This is a genomic window from Mangrovicoccus algicola, assembly GCF_014903745.1.
In the GTDB taxonomy this organism is placed as follows: Bacteria; Pseudomonadota; Alphaproteobacteria; order Rhodobacterales; family Rhodobacteraceae; genus Mangrovicoccus; species Mangrovicoccus algicola.
In genome coordinates this window covers 20930-38511 of the sequence record NZ_JACVXA010000009.1, presented here as the reverse complement: position 1 = coordinate 38511, position 17582 = coordinate 20930, and the positions used below count along the sequence as shown (strand labels likewise).

Sequence of the window (17582 nt, the reverse complement as noted above, 5' to 3'; positions counted from 1 at the left end):
CGGTCCCGAGTCGGGTATTCCATAGTCCGACGGCAGCGCGGCCATGAGAGCAGGGCCCATCTTCGGCCAGCGCGGCGCGTTCATCGCGCAATCATTTTCCCCCTTCACCGAGTCTTCACCACCGGGCGGAGCGCAGCGCGCCGCGGGGTGTCGACCTGCACAGGAGCCGCACATGCGTGACCATGCGCCGGACGATTCGTCCGACCCCTTCACCATCCCGGAAACCGAAACCTCGACCACCGGGGTATTTCTGGCCGTGGGCCTGATGCTCGGGACGGCAATCTGCCTCGGCTCCGGCTGGCTGATCCTCAAATGGGTCGGCGCGGCCGAGGTCGCGCCATTGGTCAAGGGAATGCATCCGTGAAGGCCGGGCTGCGGGAGTTTGCCCGGCGCCTGGGCGGCGAGAGGCGGCGGGCCGAGGATCGGCTGATGGCGGCCGGGGTCTTCGAGACCGCGGTCGCCTCGGTTGCGGCCATGGGCTTCGCGGTGAAGGCGCATGAGGAAGGTGGCGTGGTGACGATCTGCGCCGACCTGGCCGGGGTTGCGGCGACAGCCGCGGCGCCCGTTGCCACGCCGCCGACACCCCGGGCCGCGCCGGAAACTCCGCTGCCCGCGGCCGGACCGTGGTCGGAGGAAGAGAAGGGCATCGCGCGGGACATGGCCGCGCGCGGGGCCGGGGTGTCGGAGATCGGTGCCGCGCTGGGGCGCAAGCCGCAGGGGGTGTCCGCGGTGCTGCGGCGCCTGTCTCTGCCCGCGGCCCGTCCGAAGGCAAAGACGAGGCAGCAACCGCCGAAGGAGGCGGCCCGGAAGCGTGACCTGCGCCAGGCGCGAAAGGCCGCCAAGGCGCCCACTGCCGCTCCGGCACCGGCTCCCGAGCGTCGTCCGCAGCCCCTGGCGGCGGCCGTCGCCACACAGCCGCCCCCGCCGCAGATCGAGCCCCTGGCCGTGGTGGAGGTCCTCGGCGCCCCGGAGCCGTCGCCGGTCGCCACAAGCGCGGATTGGGCGGCCCATGTGGCGGCACTGCCCTATGGGCCGGACTGGACGCTTCAGGATGACCTGGCGCTGTGCGAGGCGCTGATGCGCGGGGACGGGCTGGGCGCGGTCGCCGCCGGAATGGGGGCCGAGAAGGCGGCGCTGCAGGCGCGCTGGCGGATGCTGAACCGTGACGCGGCACCGACCATCGACGGGCAGCGCAAGCTCTTGGCGGCGCTGCGGGCGCAGGTGGTGGCCCCATGAGCGCGCGCAGCCTGACCTCGGTGCCGACCTCGATCGATGCCCTCCCGCGCTATGAGATCAGCCATCGGGAGCGGCTCGACAGCCATTTCTTCGTCATGTGGAACCTCAAGCGCTGGCGCGGCAGCCGCTTCCGCAAGCACGCCTACAAGGACCCGGAGGTCGGCTTCTACGGGCGCGAGCTGTTCGACATCTGTCAGGACGAGACACCGGTCGGCACGTTGCCCTGCGAGGATGCCGAGATTGCCTTCCTCCTGCGGATCTCCGTGCCCAAGTGGCGCGAGCTGGACGGCCGCGAGGTCTCGCCGATCTACAACTGGCACAAGGTCATGTGCGACAATGGCGAGATCCGCCGCGCGCATCCGGTGATCACCGAGTTGCTCCTCGAGGCGCTGGATTCCAAGCGCCGGAACGCGGCCAAGAATGCCGATGAGCGGATGCGCAAGCGCCTGGGCACGATCGCGGCGCATCTGAGCCAGAAGGTCCCGGGCGGGGCGCGCATCGCCGCCAGCGACGAACGGCTCAACGAGATCAGCGACTGGATCGACGCGGCCTATCCCGGCGGCAGCGCCACGGAAAAGCGCGTCCGGGAGGCGCTCGCCGAGCTGTCGAAGGGTTGGTGAAATTCTCCGCAAATCTTCCGCCGGAAGAAACAGGAAATTCTCGGGAGGATTTTGGCAGTTTTCGTTTTTTCCGAAAACCGAGCGGCTGAGAGGAGAAGAGAAGAAATGAAACGAGACTGAGAATGGCAGGCGCGGAAGAACCGGGCCGCCGGAGATGGGGATAAGTCGGGATTTGCAGAGAGAAGGGGCAGGTATGGAACGACAGGAGCAGGAGGCCGGGGAGCGGCGGGTCAGGGCGATCCTGGTCGAGCCGCTGATCCGGCGGGGGCTGAAGCGGCCCTCGGACAGCAAGGTCGCGGTCTTCGAGGAAGGTCTGCGGGAGATGTGCCAGAAGCTGGCCTACATGTCCGAGCTGAACCTCGCCGGTCTGGCTGAGGAGATCTCGGCCCGGCCGGGCGGGCGCAACCAGGACCAGTTCTGGCAGATCAACCGGATCCTGAACCGGGCTGCCGAAATTGAACCGCCCAGCGACAGCGCCTCTCCGCTCCTGCGGGCGGTGTTCTCCAACGAGCTGGGCCGCAGCGCGCTGCGGGATGGCTGGGCGCCCGAGCTGCGCAAGATCGTGCGCGACGAGCGGCGCTGGCCGATGGAATTCGCGGTGATGAAGGCGCGGGAGGCCGGTGCGCAGAACCAGCGGCGCATGGAGGTGCTGGCGCGACGGGTGGCCCAGGGGCTGTCGATCGATCCCGATGACGCGGTCTTCCTGCGCCGCCGGCAGGAGGTGCAGGCGCGCTGCGAGGCTCTGGCGGGCGAGGGGCAGGCATGATGGAATGGCGGAACGATGCGGCGAAGCAGGCGGCGCTGATCGAGCGGGACCGGCTGCGGCGGGAGGCGCGGGAACGGGACCGGGCGGAACAGGCGCGGCTGTGCGAGCTGCGTAGCGGCTGCGCACCGCCCGAGGCCTGCGGCTTCGATGCGCCGCATGCACCCGCGCGCGGGCCGGTGGTGGCGATCCCGCTCGATGTCGTGGTCGAGGACGGGCAGGGCCGGGTGATCCACCAGGAGACCGGCTATCGCGGGCGGGCGGCGCTCAGGGCGCAGGATTCGCTGGACCGGATCCGTGGCCTGACCGAGGCGCAGCGCGCAGCCGGTCGGCGCTATGCGGCGCTGGTCGAGGCGGTCGAGGCTGGCGGGATGAAATGCTCGGGCGGGTTCATGCAGGACGGCACTAGCGGCGGCGATGACGGCCGGTGTTTCATGGATGCCTATATCGACGATTGCGACCGGCTGCGGCGGATGAACCGCGCGATCGGCGATGGCATCGGGATGAAGGTGCGGCGGGTCCGGCCCTCGGCGCGGGGCACGCGGGCGTCGATCCCCGACCGGGCGCTGGCCGAGCGGATCTGCATCGGCGGACAGTCCCTCAGCGAGGTGCTGCGGGCCTTCGGCTGGGCCGAGAAGCAGGAGACCCGCAAGGCGCTGAGCGATGCCCTGGCGGCCGTCCTGGAGCGTCTGCGGCCGATCTGAAGAAAGGGGATTGACTTTAAGTCCGTCCCGAATCATCACTTGTTCATCATCCACAAATGCGCCCGGCAGGCATCCCCTGCGCGGGCGTTTTGCGTTTCACGATCCAGACATGACAGTCCTCCACATCCCCACGGGCCCGGCATGGCGCGGCTGAGAGAGCTTGCGCCGCGGTTGTCGGTGCTTGCGCCGCGCGTCCGCACCCTGCCGCTGCAGAAGAGCGCGGAGGCCAAGGCGCGGCGGCGCGAGCATGATGCCCGCCGCGATGCCGAACATGCCTGGCGCGGCTGGTACAAGACCGCGCGCTGGCAGAAGCTGCGCTGGCGCGTGCTGGCCGATGCGCTGTTCCGCTGCGCCTATTGCGGCCGCTCCACCCATGACACATCGCAGCTGGTGGCGGATCACAAGCGCCCGCATCGCGGCGATGCCGCGCTGTTCTGGGACCGCGCCAACCTGCAATGCCTCTGCAAGCGCTGCCATGACAGCGACAAACAGCGCATGGAGCGTGCACAGTGACCGGGATCGGCCTCGGCCACATGAGTACAAGGGTATCGGCCCGGAACAGGGCCGGGTCGGCCCCGGATTTCTCGGCCCGTGGCACCAGGGGGGGGAGGAAAATCTTCCCGGAGACGTGCATCCAAGACCGGCGGCCTGTTCTCTCACCGAGAGATTTTTTTCTTGGCTAGGAGTTTTGACCTCCTCGGGGATCCGATCCCGGAGAACCACGGCAAGGCTGGCCGCAACGGTCATGTCGTGACCAAGGAAAGCATGAGCAAAGTCAGGCTCTTGGCGCTTGCCGGGATGGATGCCCGGCAGATCGGTGCCGAGCTGGGCATCTCCGCACCCACCGTGCGGAAGCATTATTTTCCCAAGGGCCCGGTGAAGAAGGCAGCGCAGCAATTCCTGGTCGAGCAGCGCGCGCGGATGATGATGTTCCTCGACGAGGCCGCGGCCGAGGGCAATGTCGCCGCCCAGAAGGAGATGCTCCGCCTGATCGATGCGCTGGAGCCGGGCCTGGCCGGGGAGGCTCTGCCCGGGACCGCCTCCGCGCCGCGGGAGATCGGCAAGAAGGCCGCGCGGCAGATTGCGGCCGAGGCCCATGCGGCCGCAGGGGGCAAATACGCGCCGCCCGCCCAGCCCAAGCTGGTCGTGAGCAACCGGGACGAATGATGGCACCGGCCTGGACGACAGCCTGCCCCGACTGGGAAACCAGGGTCGTGGCGGGGGGATCCCTTGTGCCCTTCGCGCCGCTCTATCCGCAGGAGGCCGAGGCCGCGCTGGAGGTGTTCAAGGGGCTGCGCATCGTCGACGTGCCGGGCAGGCCGACCTTCGGCGAGGCCTGCGAACCCTGGGTCTTCGATTTCGTCGCCGCGATCTTCGGGGCCTATGACGCGGAGGAGGCCAAGCGGCGGATTACCGAGTTCTTCCTGCTGATCAGCAAGAAGAACTCCAAGTCGACCATCGCCGCCGGGATCATGGTCACGGCGCTGATCCGCAACTGGCGCCATTCGGCGGAGCTCCTGATCCTGGCGCCGACGATCGAGGCGGCCAATAACTGCTTCAAGCCTGCCGCCGACATGGTGTCCGAGGATCCCGAGCTGGGCGATCCGGAGACGGGGCTGTTGCAGGTGGTCGATCACCAGCGGCTGATCAAGCACCGGGTGACGCGCGCCACGCTGAAGGTGGTCAGCGCCGATGACAAGACGGTGGGCGGCAAGAAGGCGGCCTTCATCCTGGTCGACGAGCTGTGGCTCTTCGGCAAGCAGGCGCGGGCGGATGCGATGCTGCGCGAGGCCACGGGCGGCATGGTCTCGCGGCCCGAGGGCTTCGTGATCTACCTTTCGACCCAGAGCGACGAGCCGCCGGCCGGGGTGTTCAAGGACAAGCTCGACTATGCCCGCGACGTCCGCGACGGGCGGATCGAGGATCCGCAGTTCCTGCCGGTGATCTACGAGTTCCCCAAGGCGATGGTCGAGGCGCAGGCCTATATGGAGCCCGCGCATTTCCGCGTCACCAACCCCAATATCGGCCGCTCGGTCATGGCCGACTGGCTGGTGCGGGAGATGCGCAAGGAGATGGCCAAGGGGCCCGAGACGCGCAACGTCTTCCTGGCCAAGCATCTCAATGTCGAGATCGGGATGAACCTGCGGGCCAATCGCTGGCCGGGGGCCGAGTACTGGGCGAAGAAGGCCGACCCTGCGCTGTGCATGCAGACCGTGCTCGACCGCTCCGAGGCCATCGTGATCGGCATCGATGGCGGCGGGCTCGACGATCTCTTCGGCCTGGCCATGCTGGGGCGCGAGGCGGCCACCCGCGACTGGCTGGCCTGGTGCCATGCCTGGGCGCATCGCGGCGTGCTGGAGCGGCGCCAGTCGATCGCGCCGAAGCTTCTGGGCTTCGAGAAGGAAGAGAGCCTGACCTTCGTCGATGACAAGCTCGAGGACCTCTCGGCGATCATCGAGATCGTCAGCGTGGTGAAGGATTGCGGGCTGCTGGCGGCGGTGGCGGTGGACCCGGCCGGGCTGGGCGAGCTGGTCGATGCCATGGCCGGGATCGGGGTGACGCAGGAGAACGGCACGCTCATTGGCGTGGGGCAGGGATACGCGATGATGAATGCCATCAAGACGGCCGAGCGCCGCCTGGTGAACGGCACGCTGCGCCATGACGGCAGCGAGATGATGGCCTGGTGCGTCGGCAACCTGAAGATCGAGCCGACCGCCACGGCGATCCGCGCCAGCAAGCAGACGGCCGGCGATGCCAAGATCGACCCGGTGATGGCGCTCTTCGACGCGGTGACGGTGATGAGCCGCAACCCCGTGGCGGTGAACACGGGCGCCAACCGCGACAGCTATTTCGCCGCGCTGGGGGCCGCATGACCGTGATCGACAAGGCGCTTTCCGTGGTCGGGCTGCAGCGCAAGGGGCAGCTCTGGCATCTTGCCGACGGGCGGCCGCAGCCGGTGGGCGGCACCGGCATGGCCGGGCCGGTGGTGACGCCCTCGAGCTCGATGAAGCTCTCGGCGGTCTGGGCCTGCGCCAACCTGATCGGCGGCGTGACCTCCTCGCTGCCGCATGAGCTGCGCCGCACGAGCGGCGAAGAGAGCCGGGTCGAGGAGGGCCACCCGCTGCATGCGGTGATCTATGACAGCCCGAATTACGACCAGACGCCGGTGGATTTCTGGGACTTCATGAACCAGTCGATCGAGCTTTGGGGCAATGCCTATGCCCGGATCGCGCGCAATGATGCGGGGCGGATCCTGGCGCTCTACCCGATCCAGCCCGACGCGATGTCGGTGGCGCGCGCGGCGGACGGGCGCGAGATCCTCTATCGCTGGTCCGACGAGGGCCGGGCCTGGGAACGCGGCTCGCGCGACGTGCTGCATATCCGCGGCCCGGGCGGCAACCCGCTGGGGGGCATGTCGACGCTGAGCTTCGGGGTGAACTCGATGGCGGCGGCGATGGCGGCGGAACAGGCGGCCTCGGGCATGTTCGCCAACGGGATGCTGTCCTCGGTGGTGCTGGCCTTCAAGGAATGGATGACGCCCGAGCAGCGCGCCATCACCGATGCCCGCCTGGCGGAGAAATACATGGGCGCGATGAATGCCGGGCGGCCGTTCTTCGTCGAGGGCGGCACCGAGGTGAAGGCGCTGAACATCAACCCCAAGGACGCGCAGATGCTGGAGGCGCGGCAATTCTCGATCGAGGAGATCTGCCGGTTCTTCCAGGTGCCCCCCGTCCTGATCGGCCATGCCGGGGCGGCGACGGCCTGGCCGACCTCGGTCGAGCAGCAGGTGATCATGTTCCAGAAATTCTACCTGCGCCGCCGCATCAAGCGGATCGAGCAGGCCGTGACCAAGCAGCTTCTGAGCGCCGCCGAGCGCGCCCAGGGCCTGGCCATGCGGATCAACATGGAGGGGCTTTTGCGCGGCGACACGGCCAGCCGCGCGGCCTGGTACCAGACCATGACCCAGATCGGCGCCATGACCATCAACGACGTGCGCCGCCTCGAAGGGATGGCGCCGGTGGCGGGCGGGGATGTCCCGCGCATGCAGGTTCAGAACGTCCCGATCACCGAAACAGAAGGATTGCAGTGATGGATACCAGGGCATTCCGCTTCGAGATCAAGGCGCTCGGCGAGGATGGCGCGGTCGAGGGCTATGCCGCGGTCTTCGGCAATGTCGATGGCGGCGGCGACCGGCTGGTGCCGGGCGCGTTCCGCGCGGGGCTGGCGAAGGCCGCCGCCGAGGGGCGCAGCATCCCGATGCTCTGGCAGCATGACCCGAACCGCCCGATCGGCGTCTGGACCGACCTGCAGGAGGATGAGCGCGGGCTCAAGGCGTCCGGCCAGCTGGTGCTGGAAGTCGGGCAGGCGCGCGAGGCGCATGCGCTGATGAAGGCGGGGGCGCTGCGCGGCCTGTCGGTGGGCTACCGCACGGTCCGGGCGGGCAATGACGGCAAGGCGCGCCTCCTCGAGGAGGTCGACCTGTGGGAAGTCTCCCCGGTGACCTTCCCGATGAACCGCCTGGCGGGGCTCACGGCGGTGAAGGCCGAGGGCGCCGAGGCGGAACTGGACAAGCTCAGGGCCGGAGACCGGCTGACGGAGCGGGAATTCGAACGGCTGCTCAAGGGGAGCTTGGGGCTGTCGAATTCGCAGGCTGAGCGCGCCGCCCGCGTTCACCTGAAGGGGCAGGGGGATCCTGTCGAGGCGGATGAGACCGCGGCCCTCTGGGCGGCAATGGCGGGCTGAGCCCGCTCCATCACATCAACGGAGAGTCCGATGTCGGAACAGAAATCGGTCGCGCAGCTCGCGGCTGAAACGAAAGCCGCGTTCGATCAGAAGCACGACGCGGTCAAGGAAGTCGCCGAGAAGGCGCTGGAGATGGCACAGAAGGGCGAGACTGCCAGCGCCGCCTTCAAGGCGGATATGGACGAGAAGCTCAGCGCCATGAACGGCATGAAGGCGCAGCTGGCCGAGCTGGAGCAGAAGCTGGCGCGCGGGCCCGGCGATGGCGAAACGGAGGCCAAGAGCCTCGGCCAGCGCTTCGTCGAGAATGACGAGTTCAAGTCGCTGCAGGCCGCCCCGCGCAAGGGCGCCTCGGCCTCGATGGAGGTCAAGGCCGACATCACCACGGCCACCACCGGCGCCGGGGGCGTGGGCGCGGCGATCCAGCCGAACTATCGCCCCGGCGTGCTGGAGCAGCCGCGGCGCCGCCTGACGGTGCGCCAGCTGCTGATGCCCGGCAGCACCGACAGCCCGATCGTCGACTATACCCGCGAGACCGGCTTCGCCAACAATGCCGGGCCGGTGGCCGAGGGCGGGCTGAAGCCGCAGAGCGACCTGACGCTGGAGGATGTGCAGACCCGCACCAAGGTCCTGGCGCATTGGTTCCGCGTCTCCAAGCAGACCCTGTCCGACGTGGCGCAGATCCGCACGCTGATCGACACCCGCCTGCTCTACGGGCTGCAGCTGATCGAGGAGAACCAGCTGCTCTTCGGCGACGGCACCGGCGAGAACCTGCACGGGATCGTGCCGCAGGCCACGGCCTATGCCAATCCGATGACCGGCGGCGACACCCAGTCGATCGACCGCATCCGGCTGATGCTCTTGCAGGCGTCCCTGGCCGAGTATCCCTCCGACGGGATCGTCATGAACCCGATCGACTGGGCCTGGATCGAGCTGCTGAAGGACACCGAAGGCCGCTACATCATCGGCCAGCCGCAGGGCACGATCGGCGCCACGCTGTGGAACGCGCCGGTCGTGGCCACCCAGGCGATGACCGTCGACAAGGTTCTGGCCGGGGCTTTCGGCATGGGCGCGCAGATCTTCGACCAGTGGGCGGGGCGGATCGAGACCGGATTCCAGGATGACGACTTCACCCGCAACAAGGTGACGATCCTCGCCGAGGAACGCCTGGCGCTGGCGGTCTACCGGCCCGAGGCCTTCATCTTCGGCGATTTCGGCCGCGTGGCGTAACCGGATCCCCGGGGGCGCCGGCCGCGCCCCCGCTTCCCTCCCTCCCGACAGGAGACTGACATGGACAAGTTCACGGTGATCCGGCCCCATATCGGCGACCGGACCTATGCGCCCGGCGAGACCCGCGAGGCCGATCCCAAGCGCGTCGCGCATCTGGTGGAGGCCGGGGTGCTGGCCAAGGATGAGAACGCGGCCGAGGCGGAGCGCGCGGCGGCGGAGAAGGCCGAAGCCGAGCGCCTGGCGGCAGAGAAGGCGGCTGCCGAGAAGGCTGAGGCGGAGCGTGTGGCCGCGGAGAAAGCTGCCGCCGAGAAGGTCGAGGCGAAGAAGCCCGCTGCGGAGAAGGCGGCGAAGTGATCCCCGTCCTGGTCACGCCGCCGGTGCTGCGGCCGGTCTCGGTCGCCGAGGCGCGCATCCATTGCCGCCTCGACCCGAATGACGCCTCCGAGGATGTGCTGATAGACGGCTATCTTCTGGCCGCGATCGGGCATCTCGACGGCTGGTCCGGCCTCCTGGGGCGCTGCATCATGGAACAGACCTGGCGGGTGGCTGCGCCGGGGCCGGGATGGCATGTGCTGCCGATGCCCGACGTGATCCGCGCCGTGGCCAGCTATGGCGACGGCACGACCGAGGAGCTGGCGGTGACGGCGACGGCGGCTGGGCCCGCGGTCTCGCTTCCGGCGGCGGCCTCGGTCGCGTTCACCTGCCGCATGTCCGAGGCCGGGATGGACCGGGTGCGGGTCATCGTGCTGCACATGATCGCGGCCTGGTACCGGTTTCCCGAGGGGCTGGGCGTCGAGGCGGTGCAGGAAGTGCCGCTCTCGGCGCGGGAGCTGATGGCCGCGCTGCGCTGGAGGGCGCCGCTGTGATGGCGGGCGACCTGCGCGAGCGGATCCAGCTGCGCGAATTCGTGGCCACCGGCACCGATGCGCTGCTGGCGCCGACCGGGATCTGGCGCGACAAGGGCGCCCCGGTCCGGGCGGCGAAACGCGATCTCTCCGACCGCGAGCGCGCGGCGGTGGATGCCTGGCGCCAGACGACGCTGGCGCGCTTCACGCTGCGCGCCTCGGCCTTCTCGCGGACGATCTCGCGCGAGGACCGGATCCTGCATCGCGGGGTGGAATGGGCCATCGTCGGGATCACGGCCATCGGCGACGGCACGGCCTGGCTGCAGCTGACCTGCGAGACCGGGGATCTGCCGTGAAGGCCGATCTGATCGCGCTGATCCGCGGCCTGCCGCAGGTGGCGGCGCTGGCCGGGGACCGGGTGCATTGGGGCAGCCAGCCGGTCGATGCCACGAAGATGCCGCATGTCGCGCTGACGATGGTCTCCGCCCCGCATGGCTACAGCCTCGACGGCGATACGGGCCTGCATGACGACATCGTCCAGGCCGATCTCTGGGCCGAAACGGCGGCAGAGGCGGAGGCCTTGCGCGTGGCGCTGGTCGCGGGGCTCTCGGGCTGGAGCGGCACGCTGGGCGGCACGCACTTCCGCAGCCTGCGCATCCTCGGCGGGCGCAGCCTCGATGGCAGGGGCAGCGGCACGCAGAAGATCATCCACGGCAATTCCGTGGATCTGCGCGTGCGCTGGCGGGCCGCGCCGTGATCCGGGTGAAGTTCCAGGGCGGGCGGGAGCTGGACCGGGCGCTCGGCGAGCTGCAGCGCCGGGCGACCCGCAAGGCGGTGGTGCGCAAGGTGCTGCTGGCGGCGCTGGCGCCCTTCGTGGATCTCGCGGGCGCGCTGGCGCCGGTGCAGCGCGTCCGCCAGGGCAAGGCCGCGGAACAGAACCTTGCCCATAGTTACGTCGCCGCCACCACGAGCAAGCTGACGCGCCGCCAGCGCCAGGCGGTGAAGCGCGAGGGCGCCTTCGACGTGGTGGTTCATGCGGGCACGGCCGATCCGGCGGGGGTGCAGCAGGAATTCGGCAACCGGCTCCACGGGGCCCAGCCGCATGCGCGCCCGGCATGGATGCAGACCAGGGAGCAGGTCTTCCAGCTGGTGCTGGAGGGGATGCGCAGGGAAGTCGCGCGGGCGGTGGCCCGGGCGCGCAAACGGGCGGCCCGCGCGGCCGCGAAACGCAGATAGGACAGGATCATGGCAGACGATTATGCAGAACTCTGGGGCGGGACGGTGGAACGCTCCGCCGATGGAACGGTCTGGACGCCGCTGGCGCGGGTCACCGCGGTGACCGTGCCGCCGGTGACCAAGAATTTCCGCGACCGCACCTCGATGGACAGCCCCGCCAAGGTGCGCGAATACGGCAGCGGCTTTGCCGATACCGGCGACGTGACCATCCGCCAGTTCTATTCCTCCTCGGCCATGACCGCGGCGCGGGCCGACGAGGCGCGCGATGCGGGCACGCATTACCGCATCGAGCTCAGCGACGGGTCGGTCTTCACGCTGCTGGCGCTGGTGACGGCCGAGCTGGAGGGGCTGGAGACCGATGCGGATGCCATGATCACCATCTCGGGCAAGGTCTCGGGGATGATCGGTTTCGCGGAGGGGGCGTGATGCTGGGCGTGCTTCTCAAAACCCTCGACGGCGCGGAGGAATACCGCCTGCGCTTCACCACCAACGCAATGGTCGCCTTCGAGGAGGAAACCGGCACCACGGTCCTGTCGGTCGTGAAGGTCTTCGACAAGGGCAACGAGGCGGAGATCCGCTTTGCCACGGTGCGGATGCTGGCCTGGGCCTGCCTGCTGGACGGGCGGCCGGGGATCACCCAGGTCGAGGCGGGCGAGGTGATCGATGCCTGCGGCGGCGTCGCCCGGGTGATGCCCGCCATCGGCGAGGCGATCCGCGCGGCCTTCCCCGAGGAACCCGGGGGAAAGACCCGGGGAAACGGGCGCCGCGCCGGGAAGAAACCGGCATCGACTGGCGCGGCCTGAAGGAACGCTGGGTGATGGCGGGCCTGCCGCTGGCGGAGTTCGGCCACAGGACGCTGGCCGAGCTGCACCTGGTGCTGATCGCAAGCCTGCGCCGCGAGGAGGGCCGGGCGAAGGCGCGGGCGGGCCAGATCCACACGCTGGCCTCGCTGATCGCCATCGGCCATCACCAGCCGAAGAAGTTCCCCAGGCGGCGGGACTTCCTGGGGGAGGCGCGGCGCGGCTCCTCGAATGCCGAGATCAAAGCGTTCTTCCTCCACCGGATGCAGCAGCAGAAGCGATCCTGACATGTCCATGCTCAATGCCCTGATCGGCGCGCTGCGCGTCGATCTGGGGATGAACTCGGCCGCCTTCCAGGAGGGCGTGACCAATGCCCAGCGGCAGATGCGCCAGCTGGAGAAGGAATTCGCCAAGATCGGCCGCCGCATGCAGGGGGTGGGCCAGAGCCTGTCGGTTGCCGTCACCGCGCCGATTGCCGGGATCGGGGCCACCTCGCTGCGCGCGGCGGGGAATTTCGAGGCGGCGATGAACCGCATTGGCGCGGTGACCGGGGCCAGCCAGCAGCAGATGAAGCAGCTGGGCGAGATGGCGCAGGATCTGGGCCGCACCACCCAGTTCAGCGCCACCGAGGCCGCGGGCGCCATCGAGATGCTGGCCAAGAACGGGCTCGGCGCCTCCGACATCCTGGGCGGGGCGCTCTCGGCCTCGCTCAGCCTCGCCGCGGCCTCGGGCGCGGATCTCTCGACGGCGGGCGATATCGCCACCGACGTGATGATGCAGTTCGGCAAGGAGGCGGGCGACCTGGGCGCCGTGGTCGACGGGATCTCGGGTGTGCTGATCAATTCCAAGTTCGGCATCGACGACTATGCGCTGGCACTGGCGCAATCGGGCGGCGTGGCCGGGAATGTCGGGGTCAGCTTCGAGGATTTCAACGCGGCGCTGGCGGCGACTTCCTCGCTTTTCGCCTCGGGCTCGGATGCGGGCACCTCGCTGAAGACCATGCTGCAGCGGCTCGTCCCGGCCTCCGGCCCGGCGGCGGCGGCGATGGAGAAGCTGGGGCTCGAGTTCTTCGATGCCCAGGGCAACATGAAGGACATGCGCGAGATCGCGCAGGAACTGCAGGACGGGCTGGCGGGGCTGTCCGAGGAGGCGAAGACCGACGCGCTGAGCACGATCTTCGGCACCGACGCGATGCGCAGCGCGATCGGCCTGGCGCAGGGCGGGGCCGAGGCGATCGACCGGCTGCACGCGGCGATCGGCCGGGCCAGCGCCACGGAACAGGCAGAGGCGCGGATGGCGGGGTTCAACGGCGCGCTGCGCAAGCTCGCCTCCGCCTTCGAGGCGCTGCAGCTGGCCATCGCCAATTCCGGGCTCCTGGAGTTCGCCACCCGCATGACCGACCGGCTGACCGGGCTGGTCTCCTGGCTGTCGATGCTCGATCCCGAGATCCTGCGCTTCGGCACGGTGATCGCGGGCGTGGCCGCCGCCATCGGTCCGGCGCTGATGGCCATGGGGGCGCTGGCCAAGGGCTTCGCGCTGGCGGCCGGGGGCGCCGCGCTGATCGCCTCGCCGGTGGGGATCGCCGTGGCGGCCATCGCCGGTCTGGCGGCGGCGGGCGCCGCCATCGTCGCCAATTGGGACGCGATCGCGGAGCGCTGGCCGGGGCTGGCCTCGGCCGTGTCGGCGTTTGGCGAGGCGTTCCGCGCGGCGCAGCCCTTCCTGCAGGGCGCGCTCGATGTCTTCCTGCAGGTTGCCGACTGGTCGGCCGGGATGCTGGCGGACAATCTGCGGATCGTGGCGGGGCTTCTGACCGGGGACTGGGCGGCGGCCTGGGATGCCGCGGCGCGCAACGGCACCCGCTGGCAGGAGGCATACACGCTGGCGACTGGCCGGGTGCGCGACGTGGTCAACGAGCTGATCGGCGATGTGCTCGATGCGCTCGAAGGACTGGCCGCCGATGCGCTGGCCGCGATGCAGGAGGTGGCCGCCAATATCGCCGCGGGGCTGATGGACGGGCTGCGGGCGCGCTGGAAGGGCGTGCGCGACGGCATCCGCGGGCTCTTCTCCGATGTCACCGAGACGGCCGAGGACGAGCTGGAGATCCGCTCGCCCTCGCGGGTGTTCAAGCGGATCGGCGAGTTCCTGGTCGACGGGCTGACCGCCGGGATCCGCGCGCGGGCGCCGGAGGCCGAGGCGGCGGTCAAGGCGCTGGCGGCGCGGCTGGCGATGATCGGCGAGGGCGCCATGCAGGGCGTCACCGGCGCGATCTCCTCGGGCATCGCCTCGGGGAATATCGGATCGATCGGCGGCGGCATCGGCAGCGCGCTCGGCTCTGCGGCGCAGAACGGCTTTGGCACGATCCTGCAGAGCGGGCTCGATGCCTGGATGACCGGCAAGAATGGCTGGGCGGTGATGACCGGCGGGCTCGGCACCTCGATTGCAGGGCTGACGACGGCGGTCAGCGGGTTGTCCACGGCCATGGCGGGGGGCTTCGCCTCCGGCCTTGCCGGGATGGGCGCGGTGGTCAGCGCCGGTCTGCCGCTGGTCGGCATGGCGGTCAGCGCCTGGAAGATCGGCGATGCGCTGATCAAGGGCTTCAGCAGCAAGAAGCTGAAGAAGGCCGGGATCGGGCTGGAGGTCGAGGATGGCGCGGTCGATGGCGAGACCTATCGCAAGTACCGCAAATCCAGCTGGTGGGGCGCGAAGACATCGACCAGCTGGAAATACTCCGACCTGTCGCAATCGGCGCTGGCGCCGATCCAGGAGGCGGTGGATGCCGTGCGCGGCGGCGTGGTCGCGGCCTATGAGGCAATCGGCGTCACGGCCAGCACGGCGCTGGTCGAGGGCTTCGATTACGCCTCGCGCAGGATCTCGACCAAGGGCAAGAGCGACAGCAGGATCCAGAGCGCCATCGAGGACTGGGTGGAGGGCTATGCCGATGCCTTCTCCAAGGCCATTGGCGGGCTGAAGGCGGCGGCGGTCGAGGAGCTGGCGGCGGTCTTCACCGCGCTGGCACCGCTGGGCCAGAAGCTGACCGGCGCGCTGGAGGAGATGTCCGCCGCGGCGGCCGGGCTGATCGAGCTGGCCGGGGATCGCGATGCCTTCGGCGGGCTGCTGAGCGGGTTCCAGGCGGCCTTCTACACCGCGCAGGAACAGTGGCAGATGGCGGCGGATGCGCTGGCCGGGGCTTTCGGGCAGCTGGGGCTGGTGGTGCCGGGCACCGCGCGCGAGTTCCGCGACCTGGTCAATGCCCAGGACCTGATGACCGAGGCCGGGCGCGAGACCTACGTGGCGCTCCTGGGCCTGTCGGATGCCTTCGCCGCCGTCCATGGCGACGTGGCCAATGCCACGGCGGGGCTCAGCTATGACGATGGCTGGTACCGGTCCGAGTTCGACGCGCGCATGGCGGCCATCGCGGCGGCCAATGGCGGCGGGATCCTGCAGGAGGCCGCCTTCGGCCCCGGCGGGGTCACCTATGGCGGCGCGGCCCTGACCGCCGAGGGCAACGGGCTGATGCGCAAGCTCCTCGAGATCTACGAGAGCTGGGACGAGAACGGCATGCCGCCGGAAAGGGCCTTCTGATGTACCTGGTCTCGCGCCGCCCCATCGACCCGGAAGATGTGACCGTCTCGGTGGCCGAGGATGACGCCCCGGCCTGGGATGCGGGCACGACCTATGCGCTGAATGATGCTGTGCTGCGCGGCCACCGCGTCTATGTCTCCACCGTGGCGGACAATCTGGGCAACGATCCGGCGCTGGAGGACCAGACCTCCGCCGGGGTCAGATGGGCGCTCTATCGCTGGAGCAATGCCAGCTCGGCCTTCGACGGGGTGCTGACCAACCCTTCGGGGGCGGTGACCGGCGACGGGGTGCTGAAGGGCGACCAGGCCAGCTACGGGCTCGATGCCGGGCAGAGCCCGCTGATCTTCGATCTGGCCACCCAGGCGCTGGACACGATCCTGCTCTTCGGGATCGACGCGGTGGAGGTGCGGGTGATCTGCATCGACGGGGCCGGGGCGGCGGTGCTGGACCGGGTCACGCCGGTCTCGGGCCGCTCCGTCTCCAGCTGGTGGGAGTGGCTGACCCGGCCCTTCCTCGCCGGGGCGAACAAGATCGCCGTGCTGGACGTGCCCGCCTCGACGATCCGGGTGATCGTGGCGCTGACCGGCGCCTCGGTCGCGCTCGGCGAGATGGTGATCGGCAACCGCGTCCATGTCGGCACCACGCTGCATGACGGCACCGCGGGCCGGGCGGTCACCGCCTCGCGCTACGAGTTCAACGATTACGGGCAGCTGCAGCTGGTGACCCGGCCCACGCGCAACGAGATGACCTATGCCTGCGCCTGCCCGGCCGGGTACTGGAGCCGGATCAAGCCGCAGATGGACCGCATGGCGGGCACGCTGGTCGGCGCCGTGGGCGCGGCGCACCGGCCCTCGACCATCCAGTTCGGCGTGCTGGGCACGGTCGACTGGGCCGAGGACCTGCCCGAGGAATACGAATTTTCCTTTACCGTGAAGGGGGTGATCTGATGACGATCCCGACCGTGCCGCCCTATGCCGGGCAGCTTCCCGATGACTCCGACCCGGTCACCTTCTCAGACCGGGCCGAGGCGGTCTTCGACTGGCTGGTGACCGGCGCCGCGCCCGCGATCTCCAGCGTGGCCTCCGAGATGAACGCGGCGCTGGCGGGCGATCCGGGCAGCGTGGTCGAGGCGGTGGGGGATATCCAGGACCGGCTCGGGCCGGGCTATCTGCCGGGCGCGCCGGTCTATCTGCAATCGGGCTCGGGCAACTGGGCGGTACCTGCGGGCTTGAAGGCGCTGGAGATCCGGGTCTTCGGCGCCGGCGGGGCGGCCGGGGGCGTCGACGGCTCGGGCGGCACCGATGACGCGACCTCGGGCGGCGGCGGGGGCGGCGGCTATTGCCGCCATTTCCACCAGCACGTGCCCGGGCAGAGCTACAGCTACCAGGTCGGCGCGGGCGGCGTCTCGGCTGCGGGCAATGCCGCCGGGACCGATGGCGGGGCCAGCAGCTTCGCCTCCTCCGGCTCGCTCGCGCTGAGCGCGGGGGGAGGGCGCGGCGGCAGCGGCGATGCCGGGAAGAATACCGGCCAGGCCAATGGCGGGGCGGGCGGCATGGCCTCGGGCGGCACGCTGAACCTGACCGGCCAGGCGGGCGGCATGGGCAAGGTCAATGCCGGAAACCCGGTGCCCACGGGGCACGGGGGCGCGCCGGGTGCGGAGTTTCCCGGCACCGAGATCCGCTTCATGAACCAGGACGGCGCCGATGCCACCTCGCCGGGCGCGGGCGGGGCCGGGGCGATCGCCAACAGCGTCTCCGACGACTACCGCGGCGGCCACGGTGCGCCGGGCCTGATCATCATCCAACCCTATTTTTGAACAGGAGGCA

General features: G+C 69.8%; 22 protein-coding genes. All 22 read left to right on the top strand.

What is annotated here, in order from left to right; genetic code table 11:
* Window positions 1-172: 172 nt before the first annotated feature.
* Window positions 173-364: a hypothetical protein gene (locus ICN82_RS04595; protein ID WP_193180134.1), complete on the top strand. Its 192-nt coding sequence runs from the start codon at window positions 173-175 to the stop codon at window positions 362-364.
* Complete coding sequence (locus tag ICN82_RS04590; RefSeq protein WP_193180132.1) at window positions 361-1236, top strand: hypothetical protein; 876 nt, start codon at window positions 361-363, stop codon at window positions 1234-1236. The genes ICN82_RS04595 and ICN82_RS04590 overlap by 4 nt, the downstream gene beginning before the upstream one ends.
* Window positions 1233-1856: a hypothetical protein gene (locus tag ICN82_RS04585; protein ID WP_193180130.1), complete on the top strand. Its 624-nt coding sequence runs from the start codon at window positions 1233-1235 to the stop codon at window positions 1854-1856. Before ICN82_RS04590 ends, ICN82_RS04585 begins: the two co-directional genes overlap by 4 nt.
* Before the next feature lie 193 nt (window positions 1857-2049).
* A complete protein-coding gene (locus ICN82_RS04580; protein WP_193180128.1) occupies window positions 2050-2622 on the top strand; it encodes a hypothetical protein in 573 nt (190 codons plus the stop codon).
* Entirely contained in the window at window positions 2622-3323 is a 702-nt protein-coding gene (locus ICN82_RS04575) for a hypothetical protein (RefSeq protein ID WP_193180126.1), read from the top strand. The genes ICN82_RS04580 and ICN82_RS04575 overlap by 1 nt, the downstream gene beginning before the upstream one ends.
* A 141-nt stretch (window positions 3324-3464) precedes the next feature.
* Complete coding sequence (locus ICN82_RS04570) at window positions 3465-3836, top strand: HNH endonuclease (protein WP_193180124.1); 372 nt, start codon at window positions 3465-3467, stop codon at window positions 3834-3836.
* A gap of 252 nt (window positions 3837-4088) precedes the next feature.
* A complete protein-coding gene (locus tag ICN82_RS04565; protein WP_193180122.1) occupies window positions 4089-4490 on the top strand; it encodes a helix-turn-helix domain-containing protein in 402 nt (133 codons plus the stop codon).
* Window positions 4490-6196, top strand: coding sequence for a terminase large subunit (locus tag ICN82_RS04560; protein ID WP_226898285.1), 1707 nt, complete (start codon window positions 4490-4492; stop codon window positions 6194-6196). Before ICN82_RS04565 ends, ICN82_RS04560 begins: the two co-directional genes overlap by 1 nt.
* Window positions 6193-7413, top strand: coding sequence for a phage portal protein (locus ICN82_RS04555; protein ID WP_193180118.1), 1221 nt, complete (start codon window positions 6193-6195; stop codon window positions 7411-7413). The genes ICN82_RS04560 and ICN82_RS04555 overlap by 4 nt, the downstream gene beginning before the upstream one ends.
* On the top strand, window positions 7413-8066 hold the full coding sequence (locus ICN82_RS04550; protein WP_193180116.1) for an HK97 family phage prohead protease: 654 nt from the start codon (window positions 7413-7415) through the stop codon (window positions 8064-8066). Before ICN82_RS04555 ends, ICN82_RS04550 begins: the two co-directional genes overlap by 1 nt.
* A gap of 30 nt (window positions 8067-8096) precedes the next feature.
* The gene (locus ICN82_RS04545; RefSeq protein ID WP_193180114.1) at window positions 8097-9293 is read left to right on the top strand and encodes a phage major capsid protein; all 1197 of its coding nucleotides are present in this window, start codon (window positions 8097-8099) and stop codon (window positions 9291-9293) included.
* A 60-nt stretch (window positions 9294-9353) separates the two neighbouring features.
* Window positions 9354-9647 carry a hypothetical protein gene (locus ICN82_RS04540; protein WP_193180315.1) on the top strand — a complete coding sequence of 98 codons (294 nt, stop codon included), beginning with the start codon at window positions 9354-9356 and terminating at the stop codon, window positions 9645-9647.
* Window positions 9644-10159, top strand: coding sequence for a head-tail connector protein (locus ICN82_RS04535; RefSeq protein ID WP_193180112.1), 516 nt, complete (start codon window positions 9644-9646; stop codon window positions 10157-10159). Before ICN82_RS04540 ends, ICN82_RS04535 begins: the two co-directional genes overlap by 4 nt.
* Window positions 10159-10494, top strand: a complete 336-nt coding sequence (locus ICN82_RS04530) for a head-tail adaptor protein (protein WP_193180109.1) — start codon at window positions 10159-10161, stop codon at window positions 10492-10494. The genes ICN82_RS04535 and ICN82_RS04530 overlap by 1 nt, the downstream gene beginning before the upstream one ends.
* Entirely contained in the window at window positions 10491-10895 is a 405-nt protein-coding gene (gene gp17, locus ICN82_RS04525; RefSeq protein WP_193180106.1) for a tail completion protein gp17, read from the top strand. Before ICN82_RS04530 ends, gp17 begins: the two co-directional genes overlap by 4 nt.
* Window positions 10892-11374: a hypothetical protein gene (locus ICN82_RS04520; protein ID WP_193180104.1), complete on the top strand. Its 483-nt coding sequence runs from the start codon at window positions 10892-10894 to the stop codon at window positions 11372-11374. The genes gp17 and ICN82_RS04520 overlap by 4 nt, the downstream gene beginning before the upstream one ends.
* A gap of 9 nt (window positions 11375-11383) precedes the next feature.
* Window positions 11384-11800, top strand: a complete 417-nt coding sequence (locus ICN82_RS04515; protein ID WP_193180102.1) for a phage tail protein — start codon at window positions 11384-11386, stop codon at window positions 11798-11800.
* The gene (locus ICN82_RS04510) at window positions 11800-12177 is read left to right on the top strand and encodes a hypothetical protein (RefSeq protein WP_193180101.1); all 378 of its coding nucleotides are present in this window, start codon (window positions 11800-11802) and stop codon (window positions 12175-12177) included. Before ICN82_RS04515 ends, ICN82_RS04510 begins: the two co-directional genes overlap by 1 nt.
* A 14-nt stretch (window positions 12178-12191) precedes the next feature.
* Window positions 12192-12461 (top strand): hypothetical protein, encoded by a 270-nt coding sequence (locus ICN82_RS04505; RefSeq protein WP_193180099.1) that lies wholly within the window; start codon window positions 12192-12194, stop codon window positions 12459-12461.
* A 1-nt stretch (window position 12462) separates the two neighbouring features.
* On the top strand, window positions 12463-15756 hold the full coding sequence (locus ICN82_RS04500) for a phage tail tape measure protein (protein ID WP_193180097.1): 3294 nt from the start codon (window positions 12463-12465) through the stop codon (window positions 15754-15756).
* Entirely contained in the window at window positions 15756-16703 is a 948-nt protein-coding gene (locus ICN82_RS04495; protein WP_193180088.1) for a hypothetical protein, read from the top strand. Before ICN82_RS04500 ends, ICN82_RS04495 begins: the two co-directional genes overlap by 1 nt.
* Entirely contained in the window at window positions 16703-17572 is an 870-nt protein-coding gene (locus ICN82_RS04490) for a glycine-rich domain-containing protein (protein ID WP_193180086.1), read from the top strand. Before ICN82_RS04495 ends, ICN82_RS04490 begins: the two co-directional genes overlap by 1 nt.
* Window positions 17573-17582: the final 10 nt, after the last annotated feature.

Excerpts from the sequence above, each read along its gene's own strand:
- ICN82_RS04575 (WP_193180126.1), top strand. The coding sequence starts at position 2,622 with ATGGAATGGCGGAACGATGCGGCGAAGCAGGCGGCGCTGATCGAGCGG.
- ICN82_RS04570 (WP_193180124.1), top strand. The coding sequence starts at position 3,465 with ATGGCGCGGCTGAGAGAGCTTGCGCCGCGGTTGTCGGTGCTTGCGCCG.
- ICN82_RS04555 (WP_193180118.1), top strand. The coding sequence starts at position 6,193 with ATGACCGTGATCGACAAGGCGCTTTCCGTGGTCGGGCTGCAGCGCAAG.
- ICN82_RS04510 (WP_193180101.1), top strand. The coding sequence starts at position 11,800 with ATGCTGGGCGTGCTTCTCAAAACCCTCGACGGCGCGGAGGAATACCGC.
- ICN82_RS04595 (WP_193180134.1), top strand. The coding sequence starts at position 173 with ATGCGTGACCATGCGCCGGACGATTCGTCCGACCCCTTCACCATCCCG.
- ICN82_RS04490 (WP_193180086.1), top strand. The coding sequence starts at position 16,703 with ATGACGATCCCGACCGTGCCGCCCTATGCCGGGCAGCTTCCCGATGAC.
- ICN82_RS04500 (WP_193180097.1), top strand. The coding sequence starts at position 12,463 with ATGTCCATGCTCAATGCCCTGATCGGCGCGCTGCGCGTCGATCTGGGG.
- ICN82_RS04495 (WP_193180088.1), top strand. The coding sequence starts at position 15,756 with ATGTACCTGGTCTCGCGCCGCCCCATCGACCCGGAAGATGTGACCGTC.
- ICN82_RS04560 (WP_226898285.1), top strand. The coding sequence starts at position 4,490 with ATGGCACCGGCCTGGACGACAGCCTGCCCCGACTGGGAAACCAGGGTC.
- ICN82_RS04565 (WP_193180122.1), top strand. The coding sequence starts at position 4,089 with ATGAGCAAAGTCAGGCTCTTGGCGCTTGCCGGGATGGATGCCCGGCAG.
- ICN82_RS04505 (WP_193180099.1), top strand. The coding sequence starts at position 12,192 with ATGGCGGGCCTGCCGCTGGCGGAGTTCGGCCACAGGACGCTGGCCGAG.
- ICN82_RS04545 (WP_193180114.1), top strand. The coding sequence starts at position 8,097 with ATGTCGGAACAGAAATCGGTCGCGCAGCTCGCGGCTGAAACGAAAGCC.
- ICN82_RS04530 (WP_193180109.1), top strand. The coding sequence starts at position 10,159 with ATGGCGGGCGACCTGCGCGAGCGGATCCAGCTGCGCGAATTCGTGGCC.
- ICN82_RS04580 (WP_193180128.1), top strand. The coding sequence starts at position 2,050 with ATGGAACGACAGGAGCAGGAGGCCGGGGAGCGGCGGGTCAGGGCGATC.
- ICN82_RS04550 (WP_193180116.1), top strand. The coding sequence starts at position 7,413 with ATGGATACCAGGGCATTCCGCTTCGAGATCAAGGCGCTCGGCGAGGAT.
- ICN82_RS04515 (WP_193180102.1), top strand. The coding sequence starts at position 11,384 with ATGGCAGACGATTATGCAGAACTCTGGGGCGGGACGGTGGAACGCTCC.
- ICN82_RS04585 (WP_193180130.1), top strand. The coding sequence starts at position 1,233 with ATGAGCGCGCGCAGCCTGACCTCGGTGCCGACCTCGATCGATGCCCTC.
- ICN82_RS04540 (WP_193180315.1), top strand. The coding sequence starts at position 9,354 with ATGGACAAGTTCACGGTGATCCGGCCCCATATCGGCGACCGGACCTAT.